At 64.2% G+C, this 14709-nt stretch carries 13 protein-coding genes; 10 read left to right on the top strand and 3 right to left on the bottom strand.

The annotated features are described in order from the left end of the window. Positions 1-118 precede the first annotated feature (118 nt). From FOY53_RS16515 to glmM, 10 genes are all read left to right on the top strand, one after another. A complete protein-coding gene (locus tag FOY53_RS16515) occupies positions 119-1060 on the top strand; it encodes a glycine--tRNA ligase subunit alpha (RefSeq protein ID WP_146590879.1) in 942 nt (313 codons plus the stop codon). Then, complete coding sequence (locus FOY53_RS16510; RefSeq protein ID WP_146590877.1) at positions 1060-1755, top strand: FkbM family methyltransferase; 696 nt, start codon at positions 1060-1062, stop codon at positions 1753-1755. The genes FOY53_RS16515 and FOY53_RS16510 overlap by 1 nt, the downstream gene beginning before the upstream one ends. A 31-nt stretch (positions 1756-1786) precedes the next feature. After that, positions 1787-2290 (top strand): DUF6446 family protein, encoded by a 504-nt coding sequence (locus FOY53_RS16505; protein ID WP_246107440.1) that lies wholly within the window; start codon positions 1787-1789, stop codon positions 2288-2290. Between the two features lie 117 nt (positions 2291-2407). Further along, on the top strand, positions 2408-3253 hold the full coding sequence (locus FOY53_RS16500; protein WP_146590874.1) for a DUF1206 domain-containing protein: 846 nt from the start codon (positions 2408-2410) through the stop codon (positions 3251-3253). A gap of 101 nt (positions 3254-3354) precedes the next feature. Then, positions 3355-5409, top strand: a complete 2055-nt coding sequence (gene glyS, locus FOY53_RS16495; RefSeq protein ID WP_146590872.1) for a glycine--tRNA ligase subunit beta — start codon at positions 3355-3357, stop codon at positions 5407-5409. Between the two features lie 265 nt (positions 5410-5674). Beyond that, a complete protein-coding gene (locus FOY53_RS16490) occupies positions 5675-8242 on the top strand; it encodes a putative PEP-binding protein (protein ID WP_246107439.1) in 2568 nt (855 codons plus the stop codon). 172 nt (positions 8243-8414) lie between these two features. Next, on the top strand, positions 8415-9053 hold the full coding sequence (locus FOY53_RS16485) for a cell wall hydrolase (RefSeq protein WP_146590870.1): 639 nt from the start codon (positions 8415-8417) through the stop codon (positions 9051-9053). Positions 9054-9156: 103 nt separating this feature from the next. Next, positions 9157-10083 (top strand): dihydroneopterin aldolase, encoded by a 927-nt coding sequence (locus FOY53_RS16480; protein ID WP_146590869.1) that lies wholly within the window; start codon positions 9157-9159, stop codon positions 10081-10083. 40 nt (positions 10084-10123) lie between these two features. Next, positions 10124-11143, top strand: a complete 1020-nt coding sequence (folP, locus tag FOY53_RS16475) for a dihydropteroate synthase (RefSeq protein ID WP_146590867.1) — start codon at positions 10124-10126, stop codon at positions 11141-11143. Further along, positions 11133-12476: a phosphoglucosamine mutase gene (gene glmM / locus FOY53_RS16470; RefSeq protein ID WP_146590865.1), complete on the top strand. Its 1344-nt coding sequence runs from the start codon at positions 11133-11135 to the stop codon at positions 12474-12476. Before folP ends, glmM begins: the two co-directional genes overlap by 11 nt. A gap of 117 nt (positions 12477-12593) precedes the next feature. Here the strand turns inward: glmM and FOY53_RS23990 are convergent, their stop codons facing one another. From FOY53_RS23990 to proS, 3 genes are all read right to left on the bottom strand, one after another. Beyond that, positions 12594-12866, bottom strand: coding sequence for a DUF2937 family protein (locus FOY53_RS23990; protein WP_281289581.1), 273 nt, complete (start codon positions 12864-12866; stop codon positions 12594-12596). A gap of 13 nt (positions 12867-12879) precedes the next feature. Then, on the bottom strand, positions 12880-13083 hold the full coding sequence (locus tag FOY53_RS23985) for a DUF2937 family protein (RefSeq protein ID WP_146590861.1): 204 nt from the start codon (positions 13081-13083) through the stop codon (positions 12880-12882). 77 nt (positions 13084-13160) lie between these two features. Continuing rightward, entirely contained in the window at positions 13161-14504 is a 1344-nt protein-coding gene (gene proS, locus FOY53_RS16455) for a proline--tRNA ligase (RefSeq protein ID WP_146590859.1), read from the bottom strand. Positions 14505-14709: the final 205 nt, after the last annotated feature.

Raw genomic sequence — 14709 nt, 5'->3', positions numbered from 1 at the left:
TCTACCCCGTATTTATCAAAAGCCACAGCCGCTGCACCTCAAAATATGGCGAGCGTCGCAATTGACCCCCGCCCGCCATCGGCCTAAGCAGTCGCAAACAGACCTTGGGGCAGAGCGCATGGACCAGTCCACCGGAACAGGCGCGGGCAAACCGCGCAGCTTTCAGGAAATCATTCTGCGGTTGCAGAATTACTGGGCCGCCAAAGGCTGCGCCGTTCTGCAACCCTATGACATGGAAGTCGGGGCCGGCACCTTCCACCCGGCCACCACGTTGCGGTCACTGGGAACGCAGCCCTGGGCGGCCGCCTATGTGCAGCCCTCGCGCCGCCCGACCGACGGGCGGTACGGCGAGAATCCGAACCGCTTGCAGCATTACTACCAGTACCAGGTGCTGATCAAACCGTCGCCCCCCGATCTTCAGGCGCTTTACCTCGGATCGCTGGCGGCCATCGGCATCGATATGGCCCTGCATGACGTGCGTTTTGTCGAGGACGACTGGGAATCGCCCACGCTGGGAGCCTGGGGACTGGGCTGGGAAGTGTGGTGTGATGGCATGGAAGTGTCGCAGTTCACATATTTTCAGCAGGTCGGCGGCCATGACTGCCATCCAGTCTCGGGTGAGCTGACCTATGGTCTGGAACGTCTTGCCATGTATGTGCTGGGCGTGGATCATGTGATGGACATGCCCTTCAATGACCCTCAGTCCCCCATTGCCCTGACCTATGGCGACATCTTTCGCCAGACCGAAGAGGAATATTCGCGCTGGAACTTTGACGTTGCCGACACCGAGACGCTGCTGCGCCATTTCGAGGATGCCGAACGCGCCTGCGCCGACATCCTTGACCGCGACGCGGACGATCCCAGGACCGGCAAGCGTATCGTGATGGCACACCCCGCCTATGATCAGTGCATCAAGGCCTCGCACCTGTTCAACCTGCTGGACGCCCGCGGTGTGATTTCGGTCACCGAGCGGCAGGCCTACATCGGCCGCGTGCGCACGCTTGCCAAACGCTGCGCCGATGCCTTTGTCACAACAACAGCAGGTGGCTGGGCGGCCTGATGGCAAAACGCAACACCCTGCTCCGTCGCCTGAAGTACCGGATACTTCAGACCCTTCCGGGGAACACAGGGTTACGTTACCGCCGCAAGTATCTCAAGCTCTTCGCCGGCCGTGCCGAAGCCCAGATGCGCGCGGCCCTCGCCGCCGCCCCCGGCGGCATCTGCATCGATCTTGGTGCGAACGTCGGCCAGCATACCCGCACGATGGCCGCCCACGCCGGAATGGTCTATGCGTTCGAGCCCGACCCGTGGACCGCCGCCCGTCTGCGGGAAAACCTGGCCGATCTCGGCAACGTCACCGTCATCGAGGCCGCCGCCGGCACCGAAAATGGCAGCACGGCGCTGTTTCGCACGGCTGAATTCAACGCAGACCCGGAAATGCAGTCACAATCCTCTTCGATTGTCGCCGAAAAACGCAACGTCGACACCGCCCATCCGGTGAAGGTGCAGGTGCTGGATTTCACCGCCTTCCTGGAGGCGCTCGACAGCGACATCGCCGTGCTCAAGATGGACATCGAAGGCGCCGAAGTGGCGTTGCTGGAAAAACTCTTCGACCATCCAGTGCTGAGCCGCATCGGCCATGTCTTTGTCGAGACACACGAATCGCGTATTCCCGAACTCGCCCCCCGGTCCGAAGCGCTGCGCAGGCGAAGCCGGAATATTGCGCACCCTGTTATCAACATGGACTGGAAATAAACCCTTGGCGCAGAACCATACCGGCAAGATCTTGGTCGCTTTCATCGTGGTCACGGCGCTCTGCGCTGGCGCACTGCTGTATTACACACAGGTCTACGCCTATTACTATGATGTCACTGCGACGGGGACGGATGACGTGCGGCTGACCGGCAAGGTGTCAAACCTTCCTGAAACCATTCTCTACGAGGATTTTCGCGCCATTGACGCCGAGTCCTCGCCGATCCGCTACCGGGCCTGCTTTACCACGCCCTCGACCCTCGATCAGCTGCGCGACACCTATGCGATCTACCCGGGCGCGGAACCGCGTGTCGCACCCACGTGGTTCGACTGCTTTGACGCCGCAGCCATCGGCGACGATCTGGCGGCGGGTCGTGCTCTGGCCTTCACCGGACAGCGCAACATCGAATATGGCATCGACCGTGTCGTGGCGATCACCCAGGACGGACGCGGCTATGTCTGGCACGAGATCAACGACTGCGGTGACAAGACCTATGATGGCAGCCCGCTGGGCGTGGATTGCCCCGTCCGCGAATAGGCCCCCCTCGGGCCACCGGACGCTGCATCCGGTGCGCAATTATTTTGGTCAATCCTGCCGAACTGCGGAACCGAACCCGGGTGTCGCGCGCTCCTCCTGAACCAGAGGAGTATCCGAATGTCCAGCAAAGCCCCCGCCTGGGTCGTCCCGGTGATGCGCACCGGCTATGCCGCCCGTGGCGCTGTCTATACTGTTGTCGGCGGTTTGGCCCTGTTGGCCGCCTACAAGGGGCACGAAGCCGAAGGCACCACCAGCGCCCTGGCCACCCTGCGTGACGAGACCTGGGGAATTCCGATGCTCTGGGCCATCGCCTTCGGGCTCGTGGCCTACACGGTATGGCGCCTGATCGACGCGGCGATGGACCTCGAGACCCACGGATCGGATGCCAAGGGCATCATCGCCCGTACAGGTCAGGTCGTGACCGGGCTCATTCACGGCGGCATCGGCATCTCGGTGGCCGGGCTGGCCCTGGGTCAGAGCAGCGGCGGCGAAAAAGCCAGCGACTGGACCGCCAAGGTGATGACCCTGCCCTACGGTCCCTGGCTGGTCATCGCCGCCGGGCTCGTGATTGTCTCGGCCGGCATCTTTTACGTCCACAAGGGCGTTGTCGGCAGGTACAAGCGGTCGCTCAGAGAGACATCGCTGACCGAACGTCTGGATCCGGTGATCAAGTTCGGTTTCATCGCCCACGGCGCCGTTGTCGCCCTGATCGGTGCCATGCTGATCTATGCCGGCTTCACCACCGACCCACAACAGGCAGGCGGAATCGGTGAGGCATTGCAGCATCTGCGCAGTGTCGCCTACGGCCGCGTCCTTCTGGGAGTTGTCGCGCTGGGGCTGATGTCCTTTGCCGTCGCGAACCTGGTGGGCGCCGTCTACCGTGTGGTGCCCGCCCGTGCCGGGCCCGACATCCGCACCCTTGCGATGCAGGCGCGCGCCAAGGCGGAACAGGCCGTCTCCTGAGCGCTGCAATCGGCTGGACCTTGGCCGCCCTTGAGGCTATCCACCCCCTCGACTGACCCCGTGCCGCAAGGCACGCGGCGCCTTGAGAATGTGGTGACCAGATGCCTGACCTGCTGATTGAACTCTTTTCCGAGGAAATCCCCGCCCGGATGCAGACACGCGCCGCCGAGGATCTGAAATCACGCATCACAAATGGCCTCGTCGAGGCAGGTCTCACCTATGCGGGCGCCGCCGCGTTCTCGACGCCGCGGCGTCTGACGCTGGCGGTCGAAGGCTTGCTGGCGCAAAGCCCGACCCTGCGCGAAGAGCGCAAGGGACCGCGCGTGGATGCCCCGGAAAAGGCCATCGACGGGTTTCTGCGCGGCGCGGGCCTGACGCGCGAGCAACTGGAAGAACGCGACGAAAAGAAAGGCCGCGTTTTTTATGCGGTGATCGAAAAGCCGGGCCGCCCGGCGGCGGACATCGTCGCCCAGGTGCTCGAAGAGACAATCCGCGGCTTTCCCTGGCCCAAATCGATGCGCTGGGGGGACGGCGCGTTGCGCTGGGTCCGCCCGCTGCACCGTATCCTCTGTACGCTGACCACCGAAGCGGGCACGGCCGTTGTTCCGCTGAGCCTGGACGGCATCACCGCATCCGATGTGACCGAGGGCCATCGCTTTATGGCGCCCGCCCCGTTTTCTGTAACCTCGTTCGAGGATTACGCGGCAAAGCTCAAGCGCGCCAATGTGGTCCTGTCCGCCGGTGAACGGGGCGAGACGATCTGGAACGACGCCACCAACCTGGCCTTCGCCTCGGGGCTCGACGTGGTCGAGGACAAGGGCCTGCTGGCCGAGGTCGCCGGTCTGGTCGAGTGGCCCGTGGTATTGATGGGCGACATCGGGGCCGCCTTCCTCGACCTGCCGCCAGAGGTTCTGCAGACCTCCATGCGCGAGCATCAGAAATTCTTTTCGGTCAAGAACCCCGGGACCGGCCGGATCGAGAAATTTGTGACCGTGGCCAACCGCGAGACGGCGGACAACGGCGCCACAATCCTGGCCGGCAATCAAAAGGTTCTGTCGGCGCGGCTGTCAGATGCCAAGTTCTTCTGGGAAAACGACCTGCGGGTGGCGAAATCCGCGGCGGGCCTGACCGCCTGGACCGATCAGCTGGCAAACGTGACATTCCACAACAAACTGGGCAGCCAGAAAGACCGGATCGAGCGCATTGCCGTTCTTGCCCGCGCCCTGGCTCCGATGGTGGGGGCCGACGCTGATCGGGCGGAACAGGCCGCACGGGTGGCCAAGGCCGATCTCAGCTCGCAGATGGTCTATGAATTTCCGGAACTTCAAGGACTTATGGGCCGCTATTACAGCGCCGCCGCGGGTCTGCCAGCGGATGTCGCCGCCGCCTGTCAGGAACATTATTCACCGCTTGGTCCATCGGATGACGTGCCCACCGCCGCCGTTTCCATCGCCGTGGCGCTGGCCGACAAGCTCGATACCCTGACCGGGTTCTGGGCGATCGACGAAAAACCGACAGGGTCGAAAGATCCTTATGCATTGCGCCGCGCGGCTTTGGGCGTGATCCGCCTGATCCTGAAGAATGCGCTGCGGGTTCCGCTGACCAAAATTTTCGCCGAAAATTTTTGGTCCGCCGACCTGATGTCGTTTTTCCACGACCGCCTCAAGGTCTACCTCAAGGATGAAGGCATCCGCCACGACGTGATCGACGCCTGCCTCGCCATGCCGGGCAATGATGACCTCACCCTGCTGGTCGCCCGCGCCCGTGCGCTGTCGGACACGCTGAAAACCGAAGACGGCACCAACCTTGTGCAGGGGTTCAAGCGCGCCAACAACATTCTCACCCAGGCCGAGGAAAAGGACGGGGTCGAATATTCCTATGGTGCTGATCCGCAATATGCGGAGGATCCGGCAGAGACCGCCCTGTTTGCTGCACTTGATACCGCAGAGGCCAGGATCAGGCCGGCGCTTGCGGATGAGGGTTTTGCGGCGGCAATGCAAGCCATGGCGGCGCTGCGCCCGGAGGTCGACGCCTTTTTCGAGGCTGTGCAGGTCAATGCCGAGAGCGAGATCCTGCGCCGCAACCGGCTGAACCTGCTGAGCCGGATCCGGACGGTGTGTCTTCAGGTCGCGGATCTGACCAGGCTGGACGGCTGACGCGGCTGCGGCATCAGGCGTGCCCTGCGCCGAGACCGGGCACTCCGGTGCTGGCACCGGGGCGCCGGTGCTCGGACACCCCCCGCATGCGGCGGCCCGGCGCGCGTCGGATGGGGCTTTGAGGCCGACGCGGACCGGCCGCTGCTGACAGAGCTCTCGCCTGCAGCTTGCGCCGCAGGGATCTGGCGGATGCCAATCGTTCAAAGCGCGCGCTTTACACAGCCCCGTTCCGGCGTATTCTGCCGGAACACAAAAAGGTGCTGCAGTGCAGAAATTCGACCCGATCTTCCCCGCCGAGGCCGCCGATCCCCATGTCACGCTGATCCGGCCCACGGCCCCGATAGCGACACCGACCCACGGCGGGCGGGCAAAATGTCTTCAGCGCCTGGTCCGGCTGGATCTGCCGGTGCCCTGCACCGTGGCGCTGTCGTTTCGCACCGTACACGGCATCGCACATGGGCGGATGCCCGACCTGCAAGGCATCCTGCGGCACTTTGATGCCAATGCCCTGCTCTGCGTGCGCCCGTCTTCCGAGGATCCGGACTGGGGCGGCCCGGGGTCGATCCTCAACATCGGGATGAATGATGCCCGCTACGTCGATCTGAGCGCAACGCTCGGCACCGACGCCGCCACCAGCCTCTACCTCCGGTTCATCAAGTCCTACGCGATCCATGTGGCGCGGCTGGATCCCGACCTGTTCGACAGCATCGCCGACGACGGCCGCCAGGCCCTGTCCGAAGCACTGATGACTTATGAGGAAGAAGCCGAAGAGCCCTTTCCCCAGTCCCCCGAGCGCCAGCTTGGCGAGGTGCTGCGGTCCATGGCGCGGGCCTGGGAGGGCACCACAGCCCGCCTTCTGCGCGAGGCCAAAGGCGCGCCGGTCGATGCCGGTCTGGGTCTGGTGGTGCAGGAAATGGCGCTGGGTCTGGGCATGGGGGAATGTGGATCGGGTGTATTGCAGCTGGTCAATTCCGACACCGGCGCGTTGCAGATCACCGGGCGCTACCTGTCACAAAGCCAGGGGCGGGATGCGCTGCAACGCGGGGCGGCATCGCTGTTTCTGGAATGTGACCCGCGCGGTCCCTCGCTCGAGGAACTGGCGCCCGAAGCCTTTGCCCAGCTAAAGGCCGACGCGGCGCTGATGCGGCGCAAGCTGCGGGCCGAGATGCAGATCGAGTTCACCATCGAAAACGGGCATCTGCATATTCTCGATGGGGTGCGGGTGCGGCGGTCGTCGCGCGCGTCGGTGCGCATCGCCGTGGGTCTGGCACTCGACGGGATCATCCCGCCGCAAGAGGCGTTGCTGCGGGTCGAGCCGCGCGCGCTGTCGGAACTGCTGCACCGCCAGATCGCCGAGGATGCCCCCCGTGACCTGATTGGCAAGGGGATCGCCGCCAGCCCCGGCGCGGCCACGGGCCGGATCGTGTTTTCCGCCGCGGAAGCGCAGTCCAGCGCCGCGCGCGGCGAAGCCTGTGTGCTTGTGCGGCGCGAAACCTCGCCCGAGGACATTCGCGGCATGCACGCCGCCAGCGCCTGTCTGACCGAACGTGGCGGCATCACCAGCCATGCGGCGGTGATCGGGCGCGGCATCGGGTTGCCCTGCGTCGTCGGTGCGTCGCGGATGAAATTCCACCTGCGCCGCAAGCTGCTGGTGTCCGAGGACGGGCGCACCTTCAAAGAGGGCGACGTGATCACCGTGGATGGCACCAACGGTCAGATCCTTGCCGGCGCCCCGCAGACGGTGGAACCGCTGCTGGACGACAGTTTTCAGACCCTGATGGCCTGGGCCGACGCCGAACGCGACATAGGGGTGCGCGCCAATGCGGACACGCCCGCAGACGCTCAGACCGCCCGGAACTTCATGGCGCAGGGCATCGGATTGTGCCGCACCGAGCACATGTTCTTTGAACCCGGCCGCCTGACCGTCATGCGCGAAATGATCTTTGCCGATGACCCGGAGGACCGCCGTGCCGCTCTGGACCTGCTGTTGCCGATGCAGCGTGCGGATTTCAAGGAGCTGTTCACCATCATGAAGGGACAGCCGGTCTGCATCCGCCTGTTCGACCCGCCGCTGCATGAGTTCCTGCCGACAGACCGGGCCGGTCTGCGCGATCTGGCCGAGGCCCTGGACCTGCCGGTGTCGGATGTCACCCGCAGGGTCGAGGCTCTGGGCGAATACAACCCGATGCTGGGAATGCGCGGTGTCCGTCTGGGCATCACGGTGCCGGAAATCTACGACATGCAGGTCCGCGCCATCTTTGAAGCGACGATAGACACCAGCCGCGACGGCGCCGCTGTCGTGCCCGAAATCATGATACCGCTGGTCTCGGCCAAGCGGGAGGTCGAAATCGTGCGCACCCGGATTGATGCGGTTGCCGCCGCCGTGCGCAGCGAACGCGGAGTCGAGTTCACCTACCGGCTGGGCGTGATGGCCGAAACGCCCCGCGCCTGCCTGCGCGCCGACGAAATCGTGCAGCACGCGCATTTCATGAGTTTCGGCACCAATGACCTGACGCAGATGACCTATGGCCTGTCCCGCGACGACGCCGGGCGGTTCATGTCGGAATATGTGCGTCAGGGGGTGTTTCCCGAAGACCCGTTCCACCGCCTGGACACGGATGGTGTGGGCGAGCTTCTGCGCATCGGCGCAGAGCGCGCCAGGGCCGGTCGGCCGCAGGTCACCTTGTCGATCTGCGGCGAACATGGCGGCGATCCCGAATCGATTGCCTTCTGTCGAGCGGCGGGATTCGACTACGTCAGCTGTTCGCCTTTTCGCGTTCCGCTTGCAAGATTGGCTGCAGCACAACTTGCCGTACGGGACAAGATCGGGTAGAATCGATTTACGGTTTCCACTGTATATGCCGTTTTTGCGTCCCTTTGGGCGGTGTTCTGCCGATTGCAGTGGTCCCAAACTTTACGTTTTCGCCTCGTTTGGCTAAGACGCCGGAGTTTTGTGCAATCTGAAAAAGTCGGCACAGGACGATCCGAAGACGTAGAGGGACATCATGTTAAAGACACTTTCGGTCGCCTTGTTTGCGACCTTTGCATTTTATCAGCCTGCATTTGCCGACCGTGAAGTTACAAACACCGCTTCCTTGTTTAAACTTGAACAGCGTGGCCTGAGTGCCGCAAAACCGGCCCACCTTGCCAAACTGCTGACAGCCACCGGGCTGCCGGGGCCGAGCGACGTCAACTATAGCCGTGACTTTCTGGGCCGACAGCCCAAGGCCGTAGGGGACAAACAGTGGGAATGCCTTGCAGAGGCGCTCTATTTCGAGGCGCGCGGCGAGACCGTCAAGGGCCAGTTCGCCGTTGCCGAGGTCATCCTCAACCGCGTGGACAGCCCGCGTTACCCCAACTCGGTCTGCGGCGTCGTCAACCAGGGCACCGGCAAGAAATATGCCTGCCAGTTCTCTTACACCTGCGACGGCAACCCCGAGGCGATCCACGAAAAACGTGCCTACAGCCAGGTGGGCAAGGTCGCCAAAATGATGCTGGCTGGCGCGCCCCGTGCCCTGACCGCCGGTGCGACACACTACCATACTGGTAAGGTAAAGCCCAACTGGGCCAAAAAGTTCCCTCTGACGGCACAGATTGGCACGCACCTGTTTTACCGGCAGCCCACACGTCTGAGCCGGAACTGAGCCCGACCGATACCAAAGATGGCACGATCCGTCGCTTTCGACGGGTGTGCCCTGGTCCGGGCGCTGCTAGTCTGCCGCAAACGCTGCTGTTCCGGATGCCCAAATGACCAACGAAATCCACCTTGCCTTTTCGCACCCGTCAGAAAGGTCGCTTGTGACCGCCTCGGATGAGCCGCGTGACCGCATTTCCCTGCGCAACCATATTGTCGAGGTCGAAATCGGTGCCTTTCAGGCCGAGCGTGGCACAACCCAGCGGATCTGCTTCAACATTGTGGTCGAGGTCACCCCGTTTACCGGACCGCTGGACGACGACGTTGACCGCATCCTGTCCTATGACCGGGTGACCGAGGCGATTGCCTACGAACTGGCCGCCGAGCGTGTGAACCTGCTGGAAACTCTGGCCGAGCGCGTCGCCGAACGGATCCTGACCGAACCGCAGGCCATGCGCACCTTTGTCCGGATCGAAAAACTGGACCGCGGCCCCGGCGCGCTGGGTGTCGAAATCGTCCGGACCCGCCGGGACCTGGGACCGCGGCTGCACGAGGCGGCGCAGGAACGGCCCCATCCGCGGGTGATCTATCTGTCCAACGAGGCCATTGCGGAAGCCACTCTGACGGACTGGATCGATCGTTTGCAATCTTCGGATGTCCCGGCAATCCTCTGCGTCGGACCGCCCGACACTGCCCTGCCGCACGCGGGACACAAGCTGGCGCAGCGCCGGATCGACTTGCTCGGGATCGAGCAGAATGCCTGGGTGCTTGCCGGGCGCGATCCACGCTGCAAGGTGGTCGCCACCCGAACCGAACTCGACTGGGCGATGAAGAATGGCCAGATCTGCGTCTGGGCGCCGTCCAAGATGGTGCTGGATGCCGCGCACGGTGCCAGTACGCCGCGCGGCGGTGCCGTTGCGCTGGCGCTGTGGTTTTCCGATCAGATGACTGCGCGCGAACTGCTGGTCGTTGGCGCACCGCTGCCGGGGTCGGCACAGGTGCCGGTACGCAGCGCGGCCAATCTGGACAGCGCGATCTGAGCGCTTGCCAACAGCCACCCCATACCCCATTCAAGACCGCATGAGCGACTATTTCCGCCCCCTTGTCCGGAACGACCGGCCCCGTCCCGACGGCGCCGTGCCCCTTGCCGGCGGACCGGCCTGGTTCAGCCATGTCGAACATCTGCGCCGCGACGCTCCCGCCGAACGTGTACCCGCCTCGGCCCTGCCCGGTGCTGTGCTGGACACCCTGTCCGCGGCGCGTCCGCCGGTCTGTGGCATGAGCTTCGACCGGCCCCGCATCATGGGCATCATCAACGTGACACCGGACAGCTTTTCCGATGGCGGCAGGTTCAGCGGCCCGGCACGAGCCGCGGCCCACGCCCGGCAGATGGTTGCCGACGGGGCCGACATCATCGACGTGGGCGGTGAATCGACCCGCCCCGGGGCCGCCGCCGTCCCCATCCCCAGCGAAATTGCGCGGATCGAACCGGTCATCACCGCCCTCAGCAGCGCGGTCTCTGTTCCGGTCTCCATCGACACCCGCAAATACAGTGTGGCGGAGGCGGCGATCAAGGCCGGCGCGTCGCTGGTGAACGATGTCTCCGGGTTCACCTACGACAGGATGCTGGGCCAGTACTGCGCCCGCCAGGGCCTGCCTGTCTGCGTCATGCACGCAAGCGGCGACCCCGAGACGATGCAGGACAACCCGCGCTACGATGACGTGCTGCTGGATGTCTACGATTTCCTGGCCGCCCAGGTCCTGATGCTCCAGGACCTGGGCATTCCACGCGGCCGCATCCTTGTCGATCCGGGCATCGGATTCGGCAAGAACCTGGCGCACAACCTGACCATTCTGCGCAATGTCAGCCTGTTCCATGCGCTGGGTTGCCCGGTGTTGGTGGGGGCGTCGCGCAAAGGCTTCATCGGGCGCATATCGGGCGTGCAGGACGCAGACCGCCGCATGCCCGGCTCGATTGCTGTCGCGCTGGCGGCGGTTGCACAGGGGGTGCAGATCCTGCGCGTACACGATGTGGCCGAGACGGCCCAGGCGCTTGCGCTCTGGTCCGCGGTAGAGAGAGGAGAAAGCGATGACACGTAAGCTTTTCGGCACCGACGGCGTGCGGGGCACGGCCAACATCCATCCGATGACGGCCCAGATGGCGCTTGCCATCGGCGCGGCCGCGGGGCGGTACTTTCGCCGGGACAGAGGCGGCGTGCATCGCGTCGTGATCGGCAAGGATACGCGGCTGTCGGGATACATGTTCGAAAATGCCCTGACCGCGGGCCTCACCTCGACCGGTATGAACGTCTTGCTGCTCGGCCCGGTGCCAACACCGGCGGTCGGACTGCTCACCCCGTCGATGCGGGCCGACCTTGGAATCATGATTTCAGCGTCGCACAATCCCAGCCAGGACAATGGAATCAAGTTTTTCGGCCCCGACGGCTTCAAACTGTCGGACGAGGCCGAGGCCGAGATCGAGGCCCTTGTCACCGAAGGCGTCGCACCGGCCGCTGCGGACAACATCGGCCGCGCCCGCCGCATCGACGATGGTCGCTCGCGGTATCAGGAACGGGTCAAATCGACCTTTCCGGCGGGCATGCGCCTTGATGGGATGAAGGTGGTGATCGACTGCGCCAACGGTGCGGCCTGGCGCGCGGCGCCCGAAGTGCTTTGGGAACTGGGTGCGGACGTGATCCCGATCGGGGTGTCGCCCAATGGGACCAACATCAACCTGGACTGCGGCTCGACCAAGCCCCGGGTGGCCGCAGAGACGGTCGTGGCCCATGGCGCCCAGATCGGTATCTGCCTCGACGGCGATGCCGACCGGGTGATGATCATCGACGAAACCGGCACGGTGGCGGATGGCGACCAGCTGATGGCGATGATGGCAGCCCGCTGGGCTGAGGAAGGTCGCCTGAAGGATGGCACACTGGTGGCCACGGTGATGTCCAACCTCGGGCTGGAGCGATTCCTGACAGGACGCGGCCTGCGGCTGGAGCGGACCGGGGTTGGCGACCGGTACGTGGTCGAGGCGATGCGCCGCGGCGGATGGAACCTCGGCGGAGAACAGTCTGGGCACATCGTGATGACGGAATTTGCCACAACCGGCGACGGACTCATGGCCGGTCTTCAGTTTCTGGCGGAAATGGTACGGACCGGGCAACCGGCCAGCGAGCTGTGCCGCAACTTTGACCCTGTGCCGCAGTTGCTGCGCAATGTCCGTTATGCGGCCGGTCAGAGCCCCTTGGAAAATGCCGCCGTGATAGCCGCCATCGCGGCAGCGGAGTCGACACTTGGCGACCGGGGACGACTGCTGATACGCAAATCCGGAACCGAGCCGCTGATCCGGGTGATGGCCGAGTGCGAAGACGAGACGATCCTGCGTTCGGTGGTCGACAGCATCGTCGGTGAAGTCGAAGCAGCTGTCTGACCAGCAGTGTCGGCGCAGGTGCGCGCAAGAGTTTTGAAAAAACTCTTGGCAAAACTTTTCAGGAAAAGTTTTGCGCCCCGGTCGCGGGAGGATCCGAACGCCGGAGCCGCAACCGTCTCAGCCCGGCGCGCGGCGTCGGCAGCGAAGGCGTCCCGGGAACAGCGACAAGTGCCCGGCAGTTGCGCCTGCGAACGACGCGCTCCCGCCACTGCCGAAGACTGCCGCCTCGAAGGACACCGGCAGCGCGGGCCGGTAAGCTGTCCATGTCCGCGCGGCGATTTCGGCGTCATGCAAATGTCCCGCAAGGCACACACGTGTGAACGGGTCTGCCGCCTCGAGCGCGATGTGGTCACGGCTCAGGCGTCGGTACCCGGCCAGGGTATCCTGCATGGTTCTGGTCCTTTCAGCACCGAAGGCACCGCTTTGCCTCAGTTCCGCGACTGAAACTGACCTTGGCTGCATCTCTGTCAAACTGCCGGATCACCCGCGCGAGGCCGTCCACCGCTCCGCCAAGCCGCAGCAAATACTGTTGCGAAAATTCCGGGAATTGCGACAGCCCGACAGCGCCGCCCCGCCCGGCAGCCAGGGCGATGGCGCGCAGGATCATGCGGCTTGTTCCTCATGGTCACCCTCTTTGCGGATGCAGGAGATAACCTGGCAGGTTCCCGGCGCGCCAGCCAGTCTTCAGGCCGCGATCGCGCCGTAGATGGCCGCAATCTTCGCGATGGCCGCTGCGGGGGGCAGTTCCTCGCTGTCGCCGGTGCGGCGCGACGTCAGTTCCACCACGCCGTTCTTGAGCCCGCGCGGACCCACGGTGATGCGCCACGGCAGCCCGATCAGGTCCATGGTCGCGAACTTGGCGCCTGCGCGTTCATCCCTGTCATCGTAGAGAGGCTCCAGCCCCAGGGCCGTCAACGCGTCGTACAGTGACTGACAGGCGGCATCCGCCTCTGTATCGCCCTGGCGCAGGTTCACGATCCCGCAATGGAAAGGCGTCACACCCTCGGGCCAGATGATGCCCTTGTCGTCATGGCTTGCCTCGATGATCGCGCCCAGAAGACGCGACACGCCGATCCCGTGCGAACCCATGTGCACCGGAACCTTTGCGCCGGTTTCGTCCACCACCGTGGCCCCCATGGCGGCGGAATATTTGGTGCCGAAATAGAAGATCTGCCCGACCTCGATGCCGCGCGCGACCCGGCGGCGCGCTTCGGGAACCTCGTTGAACAAGGCGGCATCATGGGTTTCATCGGTGCGGGCGTAGCGCGACGTGAACTCTTCGAGCACCGCCTGGCACTGCTCGACCGAGTCATAGTCGATGGTGCGGTCGCCGAACTTCAGTTCGGTGATGTCGCTGTCATAAAACACCTCGGATTCTCCGGTGTCCGCCAGCACCAGGAATTCGTGGGTGTCGTCGCCGCCGATGGGACCGGAATCCGCCCGCATCGGGATCGCCTGCAGGCCCATCCGTTCGTAGCTGCGCAGATAGCTGACCAGGTGCCGGTTGTAGGCGTGCAAGGCGTCCTCTTTGGTCAGGTCGAAATTGTAGCCGTCCTTCATCAGGAATTCGCGGCCACGCATGACCCCGAAGCGGGGGCGCATCTCGTCGCGGAATTTCCACTGGATGTGGTACAGCGTCATCGGCAGGTCCTTGTATGACCCGACGTGGCTGCGGAAAATGTCGGTGATCATTTCCTCGTTGGTCGGACCGTAGAGCATGTCGCGGTCCTGACGGTCCTTGATGCGCAGCATTTCGGGGCCATAGGCGTCATAACGCCCCGATTCCTTCCACAGATCCGCCGACTGCAGCGTCGGCATCAGCATTGGAATGTGGCCGGCGCGCTGCTGTTCCTCGTGCACGATCCGCTCGATGTTGCGCAGCACCCTGTAGCCCAGCGGCAGCCAGGAATAGATCCCTGCCGCGGCCTGTTTGATCATACCGGCGCGCAGCATGTAGCGGTGGCTGACGATCTGCGCTTCCGCAGGTGTCTCGCGCAGGACAGGCATAAAGTAACGGCTCAGGCGCATCGGTGTTCCTCTGGACGAAAAATGGGTCGCCTTGGGTTGTGAGCCAAGGGACCCCTCTTGGCAAGGGGGCCAAATCCGGCCAGTGTCACACTGCGGCACCGTGCCCTCCGGCCTGCGGAGCATAAAACGCCGGTTCGGGCGGTTGGACCGCCCCCGCCAGCCCCGGGGCCTTGAATCCCTGCCAACAAACCGCGATGTAGGGCGT

This window comes from Puniceibacterium confluentis, from assembly GCF_007923445.1.
Classification (GTDB): domain Bacteria; phylum Pseudomonadota; class Alphaproteobacteria; order Rhodobacterales; family Rhodobacteraceae; genus Puniceibacterium; species Puniceibacterium confluentis.
Note: the sequence above shows the minus strand (reverse complement) of the source record. Positions and strands in the feature narration are given on the sequence as shown.